Source organism: Ruminococcus sp. YE71 (assembly GCF_900119155.1).
GTDB lineage: Bacteria > Bacillota > Clostridia > Oscillospirales > Ruminococcaceae > YE71.
This window is the reverse complement of record NZ_FPIR01000001.1, coordinates 43,990-62,869: the sequence shown is the minus strand read 5'-3', so window position 1 is coordinate 62,869 and position 18,880 is coordinate 43,990. Positions and strand designations below refer to the sequence as shown.

Genomic DNA, 18,880 nt, shown 5'->3' with positions numbered 1-18,880 from the left:
TGTCTTGTTACGACGACGGGTCCATCAGGAAGTTCTTCTTGAAGTTTTCCAGATCCCTGTCGCGGCGGTAGACGGTCATTGCGTAGTAGACCTTCTTGTTCGCGTAGCCCGACGAGCGGACACGGGGGTTGAATTCCCAGAGCGCCCATTTGGTCTCTGCCTTGGGCTCGGAGAAGTGGTCTATCATCCAGAGGGTGTACTTGTTGAAGTAGGGCTCGACGTACTCCTCGTAGCAGTCCTTGTCGCACATGATGACGCACCGTCTGCCGTACTCTTCCTCTATCCGTCCGAGGAAGGCTTCGAGCTCGTCGCGGACTTTCTCGCTGTCCTTCATGTGGAGCTTGTAGACGCCGTATCTTGTCAGCTTCACCATCGGGCGGAGCTTGCCGTCGAGACTGCCGAGACTGTCGATGAAGTTCTCCGCCTGTTTTTTGCCGTCGCGGGAGAAGTCGAACTCGTGATAGTAGCCCGAGAGCAGTTTGGTCTTGTTTGCGCCTTTGCGGTTTTTCGAGTACTGTTCATCCACGTAGCCCGTGCCCTTTGTGGCGCGGATGTATACGAAGCTGATGGTCTGGGTGCTCATTATCTCCCAGTCCACGTCGCCAAGGTCGGAGTCGATGACCGCGCCCCTCACGGGGTAGTCGCGCTTTCTCGGCTCGTTGAACCATATCTGTCCTCTGAAGTAGAGGAACGCGATGTTTATGAGTATCACGACGATACCCAGTATCAGCACCGTGATGTAGAGTTTTCTCAGCTTCGGGTGCTTCTTTTTTTTGCGGCGGACGGGTGCCTGCTGTTCCTCTTCGGGGAAGTAGGGATCCTGTTCGGGCAGCTGTCCGAAGCCTTCCTGCGGACGCGGACGGGGGACGGGCTGTTCCGATACCGCGCCGTCGGGGCGGCGTTTTCTCGGGCGCACGGTCTGCGGCGGAACTTCCGTCTGAGGGGGAGTGCGCCGTTTTTTTGCAGGTCTGCGCGAGTCTCCCGTACCCGAAGGCACAGTCCTTGCCGTGACCACATCGCGCTTTGTCTCCGAACGTTCGGCAGGCGCTTTGTAGGGTACTCTCTGACCCGTCTGAGGGTCAAAGACGTACCTTACATTTTTCTGTTCGCTGTTTTTTCTTTTCTCTTTTCCTTTCATTCCCTTTGCTCCGTACCGAAGCCTTACCTGTTCAGCGGCGGCTGTTCACCGTCGCCCCATTCCTCGGAATGAGCGATAAGCTCGGCAAAATTATAGCTGTCAAGCTGTTCTCTCACCGACTTCGTTATCTCGCCGAAGGCACGCTGATAACAGCAGATGCCGTCGGCACCTCTTCCGCAGTCGCAGTCGGGCGAGAGACACCTTGAGAAATAATATGTTCCTTCGATAGCTTCTATGACCATCCTGAGGGTTATCTCCTCGGGTTCTTTGTTGAGCTGATAGCCGCCCTGACTGCCCTTGTAGGATCTGACGAGGTCGGATGCCACGAGCTTGCGGAGTATTTTCAGGGCGAAACGCAGTGTCACGCAGGTGCGCTCCGACAGCGTGCCTGCGTCAACTCTGCCTCTGTCCAGGCTGAGTGCCGATACTATCCTTACTGCGTAATCGGCTTCAAGAGTGATATACATAATTGATGTTCCTTTCGGGATAGGCTGAAAAAAATTATAAGAGGTAATCCTTTACCTTGCTCGACCTGTTGGGGTGGCGGAGTTTTCTGAGAGCCTTTGCTTCTATCTGTCTGATCCTCTCACGGGTGACGTTGAACTGCTGACCTACTTCCTCAAGGGTGCGCGATCTGCCGTCGATGAGTCCGAAACGAAGTCTCAGCACCATTTCCTCACGCTCGGTAAGGGTCGAGAGTACCTGATTGATCTGGTCTTTCAGAGCCGCCTGCGAAGCCGCTTCCTGCGGTGCGAGCGCGTCCTCGTCGGGGATGAAGTCGCCAAGGTGGCTGTCTTCCTCTTCGCCGATAGGTGTCTCCAGCGAAACGGGATCCTGTGCTATGCGCATGATCTCACGTACACGCTCGACAGGCATATCAAGATAGGTCGCGATTTCCTCGGGCGAGGGGTCGTGGCCGTTCTGGTGCAGAAGCTGGCTCGATGCCTTCTTGACCTTGGTGATGGTCTCCACCATGTGGACGGGGATGCGGATGGTCCTTGCCTGATCCGCGATGGCTCTGGTGATAGCCTGACGGATCCACCATGTGGCGTAGGTCGAGAACTTGAAGCCCTTGGTGTAGTCGTACTTCTCGACAGCCTTGAGCAGACCCATGTTGCCCTCCTGGATCAGGTCGAGGAAACTCATGCCTCTGCCGACATACTTCTTCGCGATGGAGACAACGAGTCGAAGGTTCGCTTCGGTAAGTCTGTTTCTCGCTTTCGCCGCTTCGGCTTCGTTTCCGCCCGACATTTTCTCGGAGATCTGTATCTCCTCCTCGGCGGTCAGCAGCGGAACTCTGCCTATCTCCTTGAGGTAGATCTTTACAGGGTCGTCGATGGCGATGCCGTCGGTGGAAAGCCCGATGTCAATGTCCTCGGGCGACATCTCGTCCTCGGGATTGATGAGCATCAGCTGGTCGTCGTCGGGCATGATGTCGTCGATTATCTCGATGTGGAACTGCTCGCAGCTCTCGTAGAACTGGTCGATCTGCTCAACATCGTAGTCGAGCTTCTCAAGCGCATCGTTGATCTCCTTGGTGGTCAGCTTTCCCTTTGCCTTGCCCTGCTCAAGCAGGTTCTCCATTATGTTTTTCTTGTCCATATCGATTTTCCTCTCCTAAATTTTTTTACATTATACTTTATCATTGGGTGCTTTTTCTTGGTGCGGGTCTTCCCCAAAACCCCCTCACTAAAACTTTTAATACTTTTTGGCTTGCGGTGCTTCTTTACTGATTTGTGTTGGTCGGGAATATTGTGGTTCTTCTACTATATAGCACGTCCCTTGCCAAAAAGACGGTCGATGGTGGTTTACGCATCATTTGCGGAATTTGTCAGATGGTCACTCTTGAAGCGGTGATAGTCTATTTTATCAAACACAACTATCGTCCGGCATATTAAAAGTCTTTGGAAGGGGGGGATTCCGGCTGTGCGAAGCTAAGACCCGCACTCTCCTCACTGTCCGAACATAGCGCGGAGTTCGTCGTCGCTGGTTTCGGACGCGGTTTTTCTGGGTTTGTTGCTGAGGAGTTTTTCGGCGCTGTCGCCTGCGACCTCAGCGGTTATGCCTTCTTCGCGGACGCGTTCGGTCATGCTGAGTATCTTGCCGATTTCCACGGGGGTGAAAATTTCGTTCATCGCCGTCAGCGACCAGTCGCCGCCCTCTTTCATCCGTTCGGTGATAAATTCATACACGCGGCGGTTGAACTGAGTGACGAAGCGGTCGGGGGTCAGCTCGGACAGCTGAGGTAGAAAGTCGGGGTTGCTGTAGAGATAAGCGATAACTATCTCCTCGGCGTCCGACAAGCCGTAGTGGGTGTACCGTTCGGTGTTGACCTTGTCGCGGCGGTACTCGAACTTCAATTCCTCCTGCCGCTGCTGTTTTTTCCGCGACCTGCTGCGGCGGCCGAGTTCTATGTTTATCTCGCTCATGACCGAGTTGAATTCTATACCGAGTTCTTCGGCGAGTTTGTGGGCGTGGAATTCCCTTTCGGCGGGGGAGGACAGGTCGGCAAGGATGCCGATGGCGGAGTTCTTGTAAGCCACCCATCCCGATTCCGAGGCGATGTCCTGAGCCGCCTTCGCCTTTGCGAGTCGGAAGCTCACCGCGCCGTCAGCGCCGTCTATCAGCACTCTGAACGCCGCCGCCCCGAATTTCCTCACGTACTCGTCGGGGTCTTTCGCGCCCTTCATCTTGATGACGGTGGTTTTGAGCCCTGCCTGACCGAGTATGTCGATAGCGCGGTCGGCGGCCTTCTGTCCTGCCTCGTCCGAGTCGTAGCAGATGACGACCTCCTGAGCGTAGGTCTGCATCAGCTTTGCCTGTTCGGGGGTCAGCGCTGTTCCGCAGCTCGCCACCGCGTTCTGAAATCCTGCCTGATAAAGCGAGATAACGTCGAGGTTGCCCTCGCAGAGCAGCAGCTTGTGCTCCTTGACCGCGGTGTTCTTCGCAAAGTTCAGCGAGAACAGGAATTTCTTTTTGTTGTATATCGGGCTGTCCGCGGAGTTCACATACTTTCGCGGGTCGTCCGAGAGCGTTCGTCCGCCGAAGCCGAGGATGTTGCCCGTCAGGTCGATGAAGGGGAACATTGCGCGGTCAACGAAGAAATCGAACGTGTTTTTGGTGTTGTTCTTCGAGCGCGAGATCAGCCTCGCGTCGATAAGCTCGTCCTCGGAATAGCCGAGGGACATCATATGGTTTTTCAGCGCCGTCCAGCTTTTGGGCGCGAAGCCCATGCCGTATTTCTTCACCGTCTCGGGGGTGAGCCCTCTCGTGACGTGAAGGTAATGCAGGCAGCGTTCGCCCTCTTTGGTCTTCAGTTGGCTGTAGAAAAACTTCGCGGCCTGACGGTTCATCTCGTAGAGCCGTTTTCGGCGTTCGGTGTTGAACCGCTGTTTGCCGTTGTAGTCGTCGGCGGGCATCTCCATATTGGCGCGTTCGGCGAGCAGCTTTACGGCGTCGTAGTAGCCGAGGTTGTCGTACTGCATGACGAAGGTGATGACATCGCCGCCGATGTTGCAGCCGAAGCACTTGAAGAACCCTCTGTCGGGATGAACGTGCAGCGAAGGGTTGTTATCGGGGTGAAAAGGGCAGACACAGACGTAGTCGTTTCCCGACCTTTTCAGGCTGACTCTTTCGCCCACGACATCAGCGATAGGGTTGTTGGATTTCAGTCTGTCGATGAATTCTTCGGGGAAAGCCATGCCCGTAACACCTCTGATCTATCTGAGATTCCATGCCGCAGGGACGTATATGTCAACGTAGCGGTCGATGGCGTATTTGTCGCTCATTCCTGCTATGTAGTCGCAGACCGCGGTCTCTCTGCCGTACTCGTCCGCCAGCGTCCTGTAGAGGTCGGGCATACGCGACGGGTCGGCGAAGTAGTAGCTGTACAGCCCCTCGATGATGCCGAGTATCTTTGCTTCCTCGGCCTTGCAGGTGGGGTTGCGGTAGACGTTCTCGAACATGAATTCCCGAAGCTCGCAGTAAGCCCTGTCGATGTCGGGGGAAAGTTCCATGCGCTTCACGCCGTTGGACACGAGGTCGGCGACGAGGGTGGTGATGCGTTCCGACTTCGAGTGGCCGAGCACGTCGGTGATGCTGTCGGGTATCTGTTTTTCGCTGAGTATCCCTGCCCTGATGGCGTCGTCGATGTCGTGGTTAAGGTACGCGATGACGTCGGCGTAGCGCACAACGTAGCCTTCTTTCGTCTCGGCTATCATGTTGGTGTGGCGCAGGATGCCGTCGCGGACTTCGTATGTAAGGTTCAGACCCTTGCCCTCATTCTCGATAAGGCTGACCACGCGGACGCCCTGTTCGTAGTGCTTGAAACCGCCCGGTTTTATCCTGTCGAGGGCGCGTTCGCCAGCGTGTCCGAAGGGTGTGTGTCCGAGGTCGTGACCCATGGCGATAGCTTCGGTCAGGTCTTCGTTGAGCCGCATAGCGCGAGCGATGGTGCGTGCTATCTGACCGACCTCAAGGGTGTGGGTCAGGCGCGTGCGGTAGTGGTCGCCCTCGGGCGAGAGGAACACCTGAGTTTTTAGCTTCAGCCGTCGGAAGGAATTGCAGTGGATGATCTTATCGCGGTCGCGCTGGAATTCCGTGCGCAGATCGCACGGGGCGGTCGGATGATCTCTTCCCTTTGTCTCGGACGAAAGGCAGGCATCCTCACACAGGAGCTGCTTTTCAAACTGTTCATAGGACTCTCTTGGAAGCATACCAACACCTCCTGAAAAAAGCGTGTCTATATTATTATACAAATTCCGAGCCGAATTACCCTTTTTTTATTTTTGTAAAATATGTATTTTTGTATATCTGCACAAATCCTATGCGAAATTTTCGAACAGGTCTGTGGTTTCTGACATATCTATCTTGCCGTTTGCGGCGTTCGTGACCTTTTCCCTGAAAGCCGCGATGCTGTCGGCGCGGACTATCACCGAAAGGCTGACCGCGTCGGCGAAGTCTTCCGAGAGGGTCTTTGCGCCGAGTTCGGGCAGCAGGCGTGAAAGTCTGCCGTAGAGGTTGTAATCGCAGCGGATGTCGAAGCGTGAGCAGCGGCACATATCCATGATATCGGCAGCTGCCACGGCGTTCTTGCAGGCGCCCGAGTAAGCCCTCGCGAGACCGCCCGTACCGAGCAGTATACCGCCGAAGTATCGGGTCACGACCACGCAGACGTCGGTCAGACCGTTGCCTCTGAGCACTTCGAGGACGGGCACTCCGCCCGTGCCCTGGGGTTCGCCGTCGTCGCTGTAGCGACTGATATTGCCCTCACGCAGGATGTAGGCGTAGACGTTATGCCGCGCCTTTCTGTTAGCCGACTTGACGGCGTTGATGTGTTCTATCGCCTGTTCCTCGTCGGTGACAGGCACCAGCGAAGCGATGAACCTTGATCTCTTTTCCTCCAGCTCCCCCTCGCAGGCGGAGCGTATCGTCCGATAATCATCCATCTTACAATATTACACCTCCAGGGTGATAATTTGACAAAAATCGTGTCAAAACCGCATGAAAAATCAGATGAGAAATAAGGTGTCGGCTTCACCGACGGAACTTATCATTCATCTGTTATTATCTATAAAAAAAGGGCGGCATATACTGCCGCCTTTTGTTATCAGTCGAGCTTGAATCTCTTCTTGAATCTGTCAACGCGTCCGCCGGTATCAACAAGCTTCTGCTTACCGGTGTAGAACGGATGGCACTTGGAGCAAATTTCCACCTTGATATCCTTCTTGGTCGAACGGGTCTTGATAACGTTGCCGCAAGCACAGGTAATGGTGGTCTCCTCGTATACGGGATGGATTCCTTCCTTCACTTTAACTCCTCCTTCCGAAACATATTATTCCTCATAGAAGCCCATCAGAGTAATGTTCGGACAGTAGTTCTATGGTAAGATCGTTATAAATGTCCATTGAGACTTAAATATTATATCACATCGCCATGCCCCTGTCAAGAGGGGGCTACAAATGTTCATACTTTTTTTACGGGTTGAAGTACTTGTACACGGTCTTTGACAGCTCGGCGATGTCGCTGTCGCAGTTGTAGGCGGAGCCTAAGGACTCGACCATGACCACGAGGATGTAGTCGCCGCCGTCCGAGTAGACGATAGCCGCGTCGTGGCAGTAGTCGTCGGTCTCGCCCGTTTTGTTTGCGCACACGACGCCCTTGGGCAGACCCTTCGGTATCTTGGTGAGGGTCTTCTGCTTTTTGAGCAGTTTGAGTATCCACGCCGAGCTTTCCTCCGAAACGCAGGTGCCGTTGTAGACGGTCTCAAGGAAATGTCCCGTGTCCTGCACGCTGGTCATGTTGTCTTCGAGACCCGTGCGGCGCACCTGATACGCCCAGTCGTTGGAGAGTTCGTGGGTCTGCTGGGTCTCCCAGTAGTCGTGCTTGACGCACCATTCGGAGATATAGCCGTTGGGGAGCAGTTCAACCAGCGCGTCGAAGGCGTAGTTGTCGCTGTACATTATCATATTCTTCTCGTCTTCGCGGACTTCTTCCTGAGTGAGGTTGCCGCCCTCGACCGCCTGCTGTATCGCGCCGATGCAGTAGAGTTTGATGAGGGAAGCGGCGTACATCTCGCGGTCGTTGATGACCAGTTCTTTGCCTGTGCCGAGGTGTTTCACGTACACCGACCAGGTGCCGTCGAAAACGGCTATCTTATCGCGGAGCTCGTCGTTCAGGGGTTCGAGGTTCTTTGAGGGGTCGGTCTCCTCGGGCACGCTGACCGTCTCCTCCGTTACCGAGCTTGTCTCCGGAGCCGTCGTGACGATGATCGGGCGTGATTCATGTTCCCGCTGTACCCTGTGCCTGAACTGACGTGCTATACTCACCATGACCGCCACCAGAACGCCTGATATCACGACGAACACCGCGATCAGCACGATCGTCTCGACCTTCTTTATATCATTCCTGCGTTTCATAGCCGTCACTCCGTTTCCGGCATCACAAGCCGCTGAACAGCCGCCAGCGAGGAATTGTCATACCGTCTGTCGCCGGTCACGTCGCTGATGACCTCCAGGAAGTCCGGCAGCCTTACCTCCTGCCCGATATCGTCAAGCTCGATCTCCAGCACTGCAAGCTCGCTGCTGAACGAATAGATATCCAGCTCGAAGGTCTGTCCGTCATACACGAACACATACCTGCTCTTGACTATCGGCATTCTGTCCGGCGAAGTCTCTGCAAGAAGCGTCAGGTACTCCTCCTCGTCTATCTCGCGTTCGATCTCGATGCGTTCCCCGAAAGCCACGTCAGTCTTTTCGGTATAGGTATACACCCATCCCGACTCCCTTGTACCGCGTTTTCTGACGCGGCGTTTAGCGCCGTTTTCGGGGACGGACAGGTAAGTCTGCACGATGTCGGTGCGCACCGCCCCGTCTATAGCGGAAAGTTCGCTCCCGGACGGGCGGGCGATGATATATTTGCGTTCTATCTCTCTTGGCTGTCCGCTCATTTCTCGTCCTCCGCGCCGTCATCCGAACCCGAAGTCAGCACGTTCACGCCGTAAGTAAGGGTGAGCAGGCTGTCGCCGAGGTGTACGTTTTCCACGATGATATCGTCATATCCGATGGAGAGGTCATAGTGTGAGAAGTTCCAGAACGCCTTTACGCCGAGGCTCACGAGGGTATCTGCGATGCCCTGTGTAGCGGCCTTCGGGATGCAGAGCACTGCAACGGCGGGGTTTTTTTTGCGGCAGTAATCCGCAAGTTCGCTGATATGGCGCACGCTGAGGTCGCCGACGGGAGTCCCTGCGAGTTTTTCGTTGCTGTCGAATATTGCAGTCAGGCGGCAGCCACGGGTATCGAAGTTGATGTGGGTAGCTATTGCCCTGCCGAGGTTGCCTGCGCCGATGAGGATAGTATTGAAGCAGCGGTCAACGCCGAGTATCTTGCCTATCTCCTCGCGAAGTTCTTCGACATGGTAGCCGTAGCCCTGCTGACCGAAGCCGCCGAAGCAGTTCAGGTCCTGCCGTATCTGGGAAGCGGTCAGGCGCATCCTCTGCGAGAGTTCGCGTGAAGAAATCCTGTCCACGCCCTGATTTTTCAGTTCTCCCAAAAATCTGTAATATCTCGGCAGTCTCTTGATGACCGATGCCGAGATGGAACCGTTTTTAGACATTGATAGACCTCCTCGAAAATTAGTTCACACCTTCTGACAAAATCTTTTGCCGCTTTTGTGAAATAATTGTCAATATCTATTATACAACCAAATATCCGATTTGTCAACATTTGCGATTGTTTTCGACAAATTTATTATTGGGGTAACAATTTGAAAAAATTGTGCCGAAAGGTATTGACATTTGTCATTTAATAGTTTATAATATATTCAAGGATATGAAACAGCTCGTTCTTCGCATCGGCAGCGGAGCATCGGGCATCCTCGGCATCGGGCAGCACGGCGGCTGCCGAATGTGCCATGCGGTCTTTTCTTTTGACCGCGGTCGTATGACACTCTATAGAATTAAGGGATATGTGCCTGTGCGTGTTATCGTGCAGGCACAACTGCTTTTTGTTCGTTTTTTTCGCGGGCGGAAATGCAAAAAACAGAGGTATCGGGTGGGGTACCTCTGTTTTTGTTTTGCTTTTTTGTGTTTGTGTGGGGATTTGGAATCGCTGACGCGATCTTGGGTGTTTCACTCGAATCGCTGCGCTCTCTCGCGAAAATAAAATCGGCAAATCGGTGTGTTCTTGATTTGGTGGAGTGGGCTTTTCTTTTGCTGCCTTTCGGGATGTTTTCTTTGGGATTTGCCGATTTTATATGTGGAATGTTCATTTGGCGCTCTTACGGGTCAAAGCCTTATTCCCTTGGCGGGGACGCCGTCCCCGAGCCCCTGCTGGGGGAGCCTTTGTAGCCGTGCGCAGCTAAGGCGGGGGTCTCCCTCCCTCCTAAACTTTTTAGTCTCTGGCGTGTACGGGACGGATGTGCTATCTTGACAGGAACTCTGCAAGGCTGTCTTTTGCCCACATCCCATGTCGGAATCCGTAATCATATAAATGCAGCAGCTTGCCGGGGTCGGACTCCGTCCGCGAACATAACAGCTCCTTCTTCGGATAGAAAATGAACGCCTTTCCTTCCTGCCTTAACTTCTCCAGCTCGGCTGTGTCCTCATTGTACCTCTCCGAACGCGTTATCATCTGATGACAGAACTTCGGATATGCCCTGAATGCTTTCAGTATGAACTTCAGCGTCGGCTCGGGCGACTTCCTGAATCCACGCTCACGCGTCAGTATCACGATCAGCTTGTCACAGCCCTCGGACAGCGCGTGACGGAACGGTATCGAATCCGCGATGCCGCCGTCCATGTACTTCCTGCCGTCTATCTCGATGGGCGGAAACAGCAGCGGCAGCGCACAGGTCGCCCTCAGATGCGTGAACGTCCTGTCGTCGCGGGGGATGTCGGGGTAGACCGCTTCGCCTGTTTCGAGGTCGGTCATGACCGCGACGCACTTGCCCTTGTACTTCGCGAACGCTTCAAAATCGAACGGCAGAAGCTCGTTCGGGACTTTGCTGTAAACGTAGTCGAGGTTGTAGAAACTGCGGTTGTCGGGTCGCACGAGATGTTTCACGCCCGAGTACTGCGGAGTCGGCATATAGTCGGTGACGAGGGTGCGGTTGCGCCCCTGCTGACCCGAGCAGTAGGACACGCCGAAAGCCGCTCCCGCGCTGACCCCGTAGAACATATCCGACACGAAGCCCTGTTCGAGCAGCGCGTCCATGACACCTGCCGAATAAGCGGTACGGCTCGCGCCGCCCTCGGCTACGATCACTGTTTTTGACATATCGGTCTCTTCTTTCTTTTTTGTTTTTTAGTCGGAGATGATGTTTAGTATCTCGTTGACCGCTTCCTCGGCGGTGTAGTATGCAGGCTGTTTCCCGTCGAAGAAGCCGTCATCCACCAGCTTTATCGCCGCATCGACTCCGCGCTTGTTGTACACCGAGAAGTCTTTGAGCATACGTCCGAGCTTGTCGCGGTCGGTGTTGAAGAGAAGTTCTCTCATGGTTTGCAGACCGCGCTGGATGTCGCCGAGCAGTTCGCCGTGCCAGACCACCTGCACGTTTTTGTTCTTGAGGAAATCGTTGGCGGTCAGCAGGTCTATCGCGCCGCCGAAGTCGTCGCGTGCGGCTATCTCGACCTTGCGGATGCCGCCCATAACGAGCGTTCCCATGCACATGACGCAGGGTTCGAGACCCGAGTAGAGGGTATAGTTCCACTTGTTCGGGTAGCAGTCGATGTCGAGATTTCTGACAGCCTCGGTCTCGGCGTGAGCGGTCTTGGGGTTCGGGATATGCGATTCGCCCGTCATATTCCGAGCCTCGGAAATGATCCCGCCGTTTTCATCAGTGATAACGGCAGCGATGGCCTTGCTTCCCATGCATAGGGATTCCCATTCGAGCTCAAAGATCCTTTGCCACTGTGTAGGCAGTTCATTGTACAGCATAAGTACACCTCCGAATAATAGATTTCAGATACTAAGGCAATACCGCACGGCGATCGGCTTGCGTCTTTGAACGTCACCTGCTTGCATTATTGCCAAAGTTCTCCCTGACTTGCGAAAAAAGCCGCAGCTCCGCCGTTTGTCCGAGAGCGGCGGAGTGCCGCTGATAAATTATTTGACAAATATATTATATCAAATATTCAAACCATTGTCAACACTTGTACAAAGATCCGCAGATTTTTTCATTAAATATGTTCAATTGAAATAAACCCGAAAATCCTTTATAATAGTATATAGGGATACCCGAAAAAACATCGAGAAGCGATGCCTTTTTCCGATATCTTACGTTTCTCATCTCTTATCCGATTTCAAGTCCGTTTTCCGAAATACAGAAAAATCTGACAGGATCAGACAGGGAGTGATGCTACTTGAAAAATTCCGCAACCTATAAGGCTACCGATAAGATCGCGGGTTTTGACTGCCGCCCGGGTATCTATACCCTCAACGGCGCTTCCGCGATGCTCCACGCAGTAAACTTTACCATCCACTCGGCTAACGCGACAGGCTGTTCCGTTGTGCTTTTCCGCCGCGGAGAGGCTGACCCCTTCGCGGTCGTGCCTATCCCCGACAGCTACCGCATCGGCGACACCTGGTCGATAATGATATACGGACTCGATATTTACGAGATAGAATACTGCTACCGCTTCAAGGGTGAGTATAACCCCGAAAAAGGCTTGCTTTTCAACGAGGATACGAATATCCTTGACCCGTATGCGAGAGCTGTTACGGGTCAGAGCGTATGGGGGGCGAGGTCGGGACGGAGATACGGCTATCACGCCCGCGTCGTCAACGACAGCTTCGACTGGGGCACCTTCGAGAAAAAGGAGATACCCTTCAGCGACCTTGTGATATATGAGCTGCACGTCCGCGGATTCACTCAGCATAAGTCCTCGGGAGTGGCGAACCCCGGGACCTTCGACGGCGTTATCGAGAAGATACCTTACCTCAAAAAGCTCGGCGTCAACGCCATCGAGCTGATGCCGATATTCGAGTTCGACGAGCTTTACGAGGAGCGTCAGCATGAGGGCAGTCTGCTGATGAATTACTGGGGGTATAATACGACCTGCTTCTTCGCGCCGAATACCGCTTACGCTTCCGCGGTCGAGTACAACCACGAGGGCGACGAGCTCAAACGGCTCATCAAGACCTGCAACGAGAACGGTCTGCTGGTGTTCCTCGACGTGGTGTTCAACCACACTTCCGAGGGAAACGAGGACGGCACGATATTCTCCTTCAAGGGGCTCGACAACAACGTTTACTATATGCTCACCCCCGAGGGGAAGTATTTCAATTTCAGCGGATGCGGCAACACCATGAACTGCAACCACCCCATCGTTCAGCAGTTCATCATCGAGTGCCTGAGATACTGGGTCATCGAGTACCGCGTGGACGGGTTCAGGTTTGACCTTGCTTCGATACTCGGCAGGCGAGAGGACGGTACGCCCCTCGAAAATCCTCCGCTGTTGAAGACCATCGCGTATGACCCTATCCTCAGCGGAACGAAGCTCATCGCGGAGGCTTGGGACGCGGGCGGTCTGTATCAGGTGGGCAGTTTCCCCTCGTGGAACAGGTGGGCTGAGTGGAACGGACGTTTCCGCGACGACCTGCGCTGTTTCCTCAAGGGCGACCACAACATGGCGTGGGCGGCTGTTCAGCGGATACTGGGTTCGACTGACCTGTATCCCCCCGACCTGAGAGGACAGGACGCTTCGGTGAATTTCCTGACCTGCCACGACGGGTTCACCATGTACGACCTCTACAGCTACAACACCAAGCACAACGAGGAGAACGGCTGGAAGAACACCGACGGCGACAACAGCAACACCAGCTGGAACTGCGGAGTCGAGGGCGAGACGAAAGACCCTCAGATAAACGGTCTGAGGATGCGCATGATAAAGAACGCGTTCACCGCGCTGCTATGCAGCAGGGGAGCGGTCATGTTCTATGCGGGAGACGAGTTCTGCAACACGCAGTACGGCAACAACAACGCCTACTGTCAGGACAACGAGGTATCGTGGCTGGACTGGACGAGGCTGAAAAAATACCGCGAGATACACGATTTCGTGCAGGACATGATAGCCTACCGCAAGAAGCACGAGGTCATAAGGCACAGCACGGAGAAATCGGGGCTGGGGTTCCCCGATGTGAGCATACACAACACACGCGCATGGAACGATTCGTTCCGCGACGACGACCATGTTATAGGCATAATGTTTGCGGGCAGGGACAAGCGCGGCTGTGAGGACGCGGTGTTTATCGCGTTCAATGCCTACTGGGAGGAATGTCCGACCGAGCTTCCGTGGCTGCCCGAGGGGTATGGCTGGAATGTGGATTTCTACACCAATGCGCCGTATAAGCGCGGAACGAATTTCAATGAGATGATACATCGCGACGGCAGCACGCTGCGGCTTGCGCCGAGAAGCGCAGTAGCAGTTTCGATAGTGAAGTTGTAAAAAACGCACCAACGTCCCGTACACGCCAGAGTCTAAAAAAGTTTAGGAGGGAGGGAGACCCCCGCCTTAGCTGCGCACGGCTACAAAGGCTCCCCCAGCAGGGGCTCGGGGACGGCGTCCCCGCCCAGGGAATGTGGCTTTGACCCGTAAGAGAGCCAAATGAACATCCCACATATAAAATCGGCAAATCCCGAAAAAACGTCCCGAAAGGCTCTGAAAGAGAAGCCAACTCCAACAAATCAAGAACACACGATTTGCCGATTTTATTTTCGCGAGAGAGCGAAGCGATTCGAGTGAAACACCCCAGATCGCGTCAGCGATCAACAAAACCCGCACAAACCCACCAAGAAACCGAAAGGAAGAAAATGAACATTAAGAAACGAATATTCCCCATCCTGTTCGCAGCTGTGATGTTATCAGGCTGCGCAGGCTCGGATAACGCGGACGGCGAGAGCACGTCAGCCGCGGACAAGCCCGCCGAAACGGTCTCGGCTGCGGAAACGACACCTGAGGACAGCTCGTCCGAACCCGAGGTGCTCGTTCCGAAGGAGCATACCTACGACCCCGAAAAACCGCTCATCGCGCTGACCTTCGACGACGGCCCGAATACCACCTGCACGCCGCAGGTGCTTGACCTGCTGGAGAAAAACGACGCGGTCGGAACCTTCTTCCTCATCGGGCAGAATATCAACGATGATAACGCGGAGGTGGTGAAGAGGGCGTACCTCATGGGCTGTGAGATCGCCGATCATTCATATACGCACGAGTACTTCACCAAGATGACACCCGATCAGATGAAGGAAGAGATCTCAAAGACCGAGGAGCTGATAACGGGCATCATCGGCAAGGGCTCGACTTTTTTCAGACCGCCGTATATCGCGGTGAATATGGATATGTATGAGAATATCGACCTCTGCTTCATCTCGGGCTACGGCTGCAACGACTGGGACAGCGCGGTGACGGTGCAGGAGCGTATCGACAAGACCCTTGAGCAGGCTTGCGACGGCGCGATAATCCTGCTGCACGACCAGCCGCAGAACTTCGCGACGGTCGAGGCGCTGGAGACAATAATCCCGTCCCTCGCCGAGCAGGGCTATGAGTTTGTGACCGTGTCGGAGCTGTTCGAGGCGAAGGGCATCGACCCTGCCGACGAGCTGTGGGGGCGCTACCGCACCTTCTCCGTGGTCGAAAAACGCGAGGAATAATGCAAAAAAATCAAGGACGTTCCCGATGACGGAAACGTCCTTTTTTCAGTTGTCATTATAGATCTTCTTAATTGCCGAAGCTTGCTGCCAGTGCCCCGAGGTGTTTTTTTATGTCCGAGTAGCCGTTCTGACCGTAGCGGTCGGCGAGTATCTCCTCGGCTGTGCTGTTGATGATATTGAGCAGCTGCATGGCTTTTTCAGTGAGTCTGATATTCACGATGCGGTGATTCTGTTCGTTCTGGAACCTGTCGATATATCCGAGGTTCACGAGCTGAGTCACGGCGCGAGTAGCCTGTTCGTTGCTTGTGTCGATCTTTCTTGCAAGTTGCGACATACTGAGCGTAGCCATATCCGACATCGTTATCAGGATTATCTGCTGAGTTCTTGTGACCTTGGTGGTCTGTTTGTCGAATGCCTCATACATCGCTCTTCTGAGAACGGGATAGATCGTAAACAGGCACGCCTGTGCGTCTGCTTTGTGATCGTTCAAGACATCTCCCCCTTTCAAAAAAATCTCCCCATAATGCGAACAGCTGCCCGAAAGCAGCTGTCAGCAGTGTATATCGGGTCATCATCAATAATATAATTATAACCCGATTTACTTTTTTTGTCAATAGTTTTTGTGGCTATTATTTACACAATCTCTGTTTTTTGGTAATTTTTTAGATTATTCAATGGTATACCTTGGATAAATTGTTGAAAAAAGTTTATCCAAGTCTGTATGCCTTGACGCCCTTCATGCAGCTGTGTATCTGTTCGGTGAATTCCGCGGGCTTTACGGGGTCTTTCGAGGTCAGCCAGCGTATCATCGAGCAGATGACTGCGTCAGAGAAGAACTCCGCCGCGAACTCCGACTCCTTTTCGTTGCCGAAGTATTGTTTGAGGTATTCGAGCAGAATCGCCTCAAGGATGTCGTGGAAGTAGTCCTTGAAGGAGTTCTGCCCCTCGATCTGGAGTGCCTTTCGGTAGAAGCGTTTGTTATCGTAGAAGTAGCCGCAGACGTCGGTCAGGTGCTGCCAGCCGTTATCCTCGGGGCGGTAGTTGAGCGCCTGCACGAACTCGGTATAGAATATCCAGTTGACGAGGTCGTACTTATCGCGGAAGTGGTAGTAAAAGCTCTTGCGGTTCATACCGCAGGTCTCGCATATATCGCCTACGCTTATCTTTGCGAACTGTTTGTGTTCCATCAGGGTCTTCAGTCCGTCCGCGAGTGCTTTTTTTGTTGTGTTTGAGTCTGCCATTACTGTTCACTTCCTTGTTCTTGTTTTGCGATTGTGTTTTTTGTGGGGGATGTTTGTGTTATTTTTTGTTTCCCATTATTATGCCGCGGCCGTTTGTCGAGATATAGACTCTTCCGAAGGTCTTGGGGTCGCCTGCGATGAAGTTGTTTACGTTGCCCCATTTCTGCGTGTCATCGTTTATCCTCGTCCATGTCACGCACTTATCGGTGGACATATACACGCCTTTTCCCTCACCGTTGGCTTCGCCCAGCATATAGAAGGTCATGTAGTCCGCACCGTCCGCCGCTTTTCCCATGCCGAGCGCCTGACAGTCGTTGATGTTCTCCGAAGCACGCGTCAGCTGTCCGCCGTCATCCGCGTCGAGATAGTACACGCCGCCTGTTCCGACCGTTATCCACAGGTCGCCCTCGGTGTCGGGCGCCGCCATGTAGGTGAAGTTCGCTACCAGCATCTCCGCGGCTATCTCCCACGTCTTTCCGCTGTCCGCGGTCACGTAGAACTTGCCGTCGTGAACAGCGTAGAAACGGTCGGGATTCACCTTGTCGGTCTCTATCTGACAGCCGCCTGGAAGGTCGGGCTTCTCCCATGTCTTGCCGAAGTCGTGGGTCAGCCACACGTTTGAACCCGAGATGCCCGGCTGCCACAGTATCGTCTTGCCGTCCGCGCTCAGCTTCACCGTGCCGCCCGTCTTTTTCAGCTTGTAGTTCTTGTCGTCGGGGAGCGATTCGACTGCCTGCCAGCTTGCCGTGCCGTCGGTCGAGTACCAGATGGTGCCGTTGTCGTCGTCGGTCGCACGGACGACGTAGTTGTAGTCGAGCGCCGCGCAGTCGAGCGAGGTGGACTTGAAGTCGCCGAAATGCTCCTTCGGGGCCTTGTTCACGTCGTCGTGACGGAAGCCGTAGAGGTCGCCGAGGATGCTGTAAAGCTCGGGGGCGTTCTCATCGTTCTGATTCGGCGAAACGAACTGGAAGATCGCCGTTTCCTCAACGCCCTTTGCCGCCACGGAGATGTTCACGGGCTCGTCCTTGCACTTGGTGAGGTTGTCGGTCTTGAAGAGGGTCGCGCCCGTGCCGTACATTATCTCGTCGGGGTCGAAGGGGTTTATCGCGACGCCCGTCATCCACCAGCCCGGTTTGAGCTGACCCTGCCAGTCGAGCCATTCGCTCTCGCTGATGTCGAGGGTGTAGTTCTTCTTCGTGGACTCGGTATCCCAGATGCCCGTCCAGCTGCTGCCGCCGTCGAAGGAAGTAAACACATTGTCCACAACCGCCCACAGGTCAAGAGTGGTAACGACGATCATGTTCGGGTCGTTGGGGTTGACCGAAAGACCGCTGTAGCCGCAGGTGTAGCCGTAGTCGGGGGTTATCTCCGTCCATGTTCCGTCGGCGATGCTGTACTTCTGCACCGAGCCGCGGGTCACCTGATTGGGCCCCGCCTTGTCGCCGAAGGTGCAGTAGAGATACCCGTCCGAGCTTATCTCGCCCTGGATAGGCTTCATACCCTTGTTGGCTTTGAGGCGCTCGTAGTAGGGGTTCTCGACCTCAGTCCAGCTCTCGCCGCCGTCGTCCGAGCGCATGATGACGTTGCCGTCGTCGCGCCTTGCCACGCCTGCGAAGATGGTCTTGCAGCGTTCGCCCTTGCTGCCCGAGGACTTGTCGAAGGCGATCCATGTCACGCCGATATTGTAGCCTTCCTCAGTGTAACCGCCCTTGGTCGGGAAGGAGCCGACCTCGTTCCAGGTCTTGCCGTAGTCCTCCGAGCGGAACAGACCGTCCGCGCGGGAACCGTAGTAGATGACGCTGTTATCACAGGGGTCTACCTGCAAGCGTTCGCCGCAGCCGCGTCCGACCTCGTTGCCACCCATGCGGAATTCGGTATCGACCTTGACCCAGTTCTTGCCGTAGTCCTCGGAAAGCAGCATCGCGCCCTCGGCGGAAGTGTAGGTGCCTGCCGCGAGATAGACTCTGTTGGGCTCGACGGGGTCGGTGGCGATAGACTCGATACCCATGAGGTTCCAGTCGTCGCCGCCGATGAAGTCGGTGATGCAGACCCACTCGCCCTTTTCCTTGTCAAGACGGTAAGCGCCGCCTATGTCGGTACGCAGGTACGCGAGGCCTTCTTCGGTGGGGTTATAGATGATATTCGGGATGAAGCCGCCGCCGACTATCTGGACGTTGCCCCAGTCCCAGCCCGTGTCTTTCGGCTGAGCGTTGTAGTAAGCGGTATTTACGGTATCGGCGGAGCTTTCGGAGCCGCCGCTGCCGCCCTCCTTATCCTTCTTGCCGCAGCCGCTGAGAGCCGAAACGGTCAGCAGAGCCGCGCACCCGATAGCGATGATATTCTTACATTTCAT

Annotated in this window: 18 protein-coding genes; 2 read left to right on the top strand and 16 right to left on the bottom strand. The window is 54.5% G+C overall.

Annotated elements, in window-relative coordinates; genetic code table 11:
- Positions 1 to 7: 7 nt before the first annotated feature.
- The 13 genes from BT142_RS00245 to BT142_RS00185 form a co-directional block, all read right to left on the bottom strand.
- Positions 8 to 1,138 (bottom strand): glycoside hydrolase family 25 protein, encoded by a 1,131-nt coding sequence (locus BT142_RS00245; RefSeq protein ID WP_072416197.1) that lies wholly within the window; start codon positions 1,136 to 1,138, stop codon positions 8 to 10.
- A 23-nt stretch (positions 1,139 to 1,161) separates the two neighbouring features.
- The gene (locus tag BT142_RS00240; protein WP_072416196.1) at positions 1,162 to 1,605 is read right to left on the bottom strand and encodes an RrF2 family transcriptional regulator; all 444 of its coding nucleotides are present in this window, start codon (positions 1,603 to 1,605) and stop codon (positions 1,162 to 1,164) included.
- A gap of 34 nt (positions 1,606 to 1,639) precedes the next feature.
- On the bottom strand, positions 1,640 to 2,740 hold the full coding sequence (gene rpoD, locus BT142_RS00235) for an RNA polymerase sigma factor RpoD (RefSeq protein WP_072416195.1): 1,101 nt from the start codon (positions 2,738 to 2,740) through the stop codon (positions 1,640 to 1,642).
- A gap of 350 nt (positions 2,741 to 3,090) precedes the next feature.
- A complete protein-coding gene (dnaG, locus tag BT142_RS00230) occupies positions 3,091 to 4,839 on the bottom strand; it encodes a DNA primase (RefSeq protein ID WP_072416194.1) in 1,749 nt (582 codons plus the stop codon).
- An 18-nt stretch (positions 4,840 to 4,857) separates the two neighbouring features.
- Positions 4,858 to 5,853, bottom strand: coding sequence for a deoxyguanosinetriphosphate triphosphohydrolase (locus BT142_RS00225; RefSeq protein ID WP_072416193.1), 996 nt, complete (start codon positions 5,851 to 5,853; stop codon positions 4,858 to 4,860).
- A 108-nt stretch (positions 5,854 to 5,961) separates the two neighbouring features.
- Positions 5,962 to 6,585 (bottom strand): IMPACT family protein, encoded by a 624-nt coding sequence (locus BT142_RS00220; protein WP_072416192.1) that lies wholly within the window; start codon positions 6,583 to 6,585, stop codon positions 5,962 to 5,964.
- A gap of 161 nt (positions 6,586 to 6,746) precedes the next feature.
- Positions 6,747 to 6,947 carry a 50S ribosomal protein L31 gene (gene rpmE / locus BT142_RS00215; RefSeq protein ID WP_072416191.1) on the bottom strand — a complete coding sequence of 67 codons (201 nt, stop codon included), beginning with the start codon at positions 6,945 to 6,947 and terminating at the stop codon, positions 6,747 to 6,749.
- A 166-nt stretch (positions 6,948 to 7,113) separates the two neighbouring features.
- Positions 7,114 to 8,055: a serine hydrolase gene (locus BT142_RS00210; protein ID WP_072416190.1), complete on the bottom strand. Its 942-nt coding sequence runs from the start codon at positions 8,053 to 8,055 to the stop codon at positions 7,114 to 7,116.
- 5 nt (positions 8,056 to 8,060) lie between these two features.
- Positions 8,061 to 8,585, bottom strand: coding sequence for a CYTH domain-containing protein (locus BT142_RS00205; protein ID WP_072416189.1), 525 nt, complete (start codon positions 8,583 to 8,585; stop codon positions 8,061 to 8,063).
- Positions 8,582 to 9,250, bottom strand: a complete 669-nt coding sequence (locus tag BT142_RS00200; RefSeq protein WP_072416188.1) for a redox-sensing transcriptional repressor Rex — start codon at positions 9,248 to 9,250, stop codon at positions 8,582 to 8,584. Before BT142_RS00200 ends, BT142_RS00205 begins: the two co-directional genes overlap by 4 nt.
- Before the next feature lie 366 nt (positions 9,251 to 9,616).
- Positions 9,617 to 9,904, bottom strand: coding sequence for a hypothetical protein (locus tag BT142_RS18600; protein WP_139182159.1), 288 nt, complete (start codon positions 9,902 to 9,904; stop codon positions 9,617 to 9,619).
- A 152-nt stretch (positions 9,905 to 10,056) separates the two neighbouring features.
- The gene (locus BT142_RS00190) at positions 10,057 to 10,911 is read right to left on the bottom strand and encodes a patatin-like phospholipase family protein (protein ID WP_072416186.1); all 855 of its coding nucleotides are present in this window, start codon (positions 10,909 to 10,911) and stop codon (positions 10,057 to 10,059) included.
- A gap of 27 nt (positions 10,912 to 10,938) precedes the next feature.
- The gene (locus tag BT142_RS00185) at positions 10,939 to 11,571 is read right to left on the bottom strand and encodes a nucleoside deaminase (RefSeq protein WP_072416185.1); all 633 of its coding nucleotides are present in this window, start codon (positions 11,569 to 11,571) and stop codon (positions 10,939 to 10,941) included.
- Positions 11,572 to 11,996: 425 nt separating this feature from the next.
- Between BT142_RS00185 and BT142_RS00180 the strand changes: the two genes are divergently transcribed.
- Together BT142_RS00180 and BT142_RS00175 are read left to right on the top strand one after the other, a co-directional pair.
- A complete protein-coding gene (locus BT142_RS00180) occupies positions 11,997 to 14,081 on the top strand; it encodes a glycogen debranching protein (RefSeq protein WP_072416184.1) in 2,085 nt (694 codons plus the stop codon).
- A gap of 365 nt (positions 14,082 to 14,446) precedes the next feature.
- Positions 14,447 to 15,286, top strand: a complete 840-nt coding sequence (locus BT142_RS00175; RefSeq protein WP_092983028.1) for a polysaccharide deacetylase family protein — start codon at positions 14,447 to 14,449, stop codon at positions 15,284 to 15,286.
- Between the two features lie 67 nt (positions 15,287 to 15,353).
- Here the strand turns inward: BT142_RS00175 and BT142_RS00170 are convergent, their stop codons facing one another.
- The 3 genes from BT142_RS00170 to BT142_RS00160 form a co-directional block, all read right to left on the bottom strand.
- Positions 15,354 to 15,776 (bottom strand): MarR family winged helix-turn-helix transcriptional regulator, encoded by a 423-nt coding sequence (locus BT142_RS00170; RefSeq protein WP_072416183.1) that lies wholly within the window; start codon positions 15,774 to 15,776, stop codon positions 15,354 to 15,356.
- A gap of 217 nt (positions 15,777 to 15,993) precedes the next feature.
- Positions 15,994 to 16,527, bottom strand: a complete 534-nt coding sequence (dhaS, locus tag BT142_RS00165; RefSeq protein WP_072416182.1) for a dihydroxyacetone kinase transcriptional activator DhaS — start codon at positions 16,525 to 16,527, stop codon at positions 15,994 to 15,996.
- Between the two features lie 58 nt (positions 16,528 to 16,585).
- Entirely contained in the window at positions 16,586 to 18,880 is a 2,295-nt protein-coding gene (locus BT142_RS00160; protein WP_072416181.1) for a cellulose-binding protein, read from the bottom strand.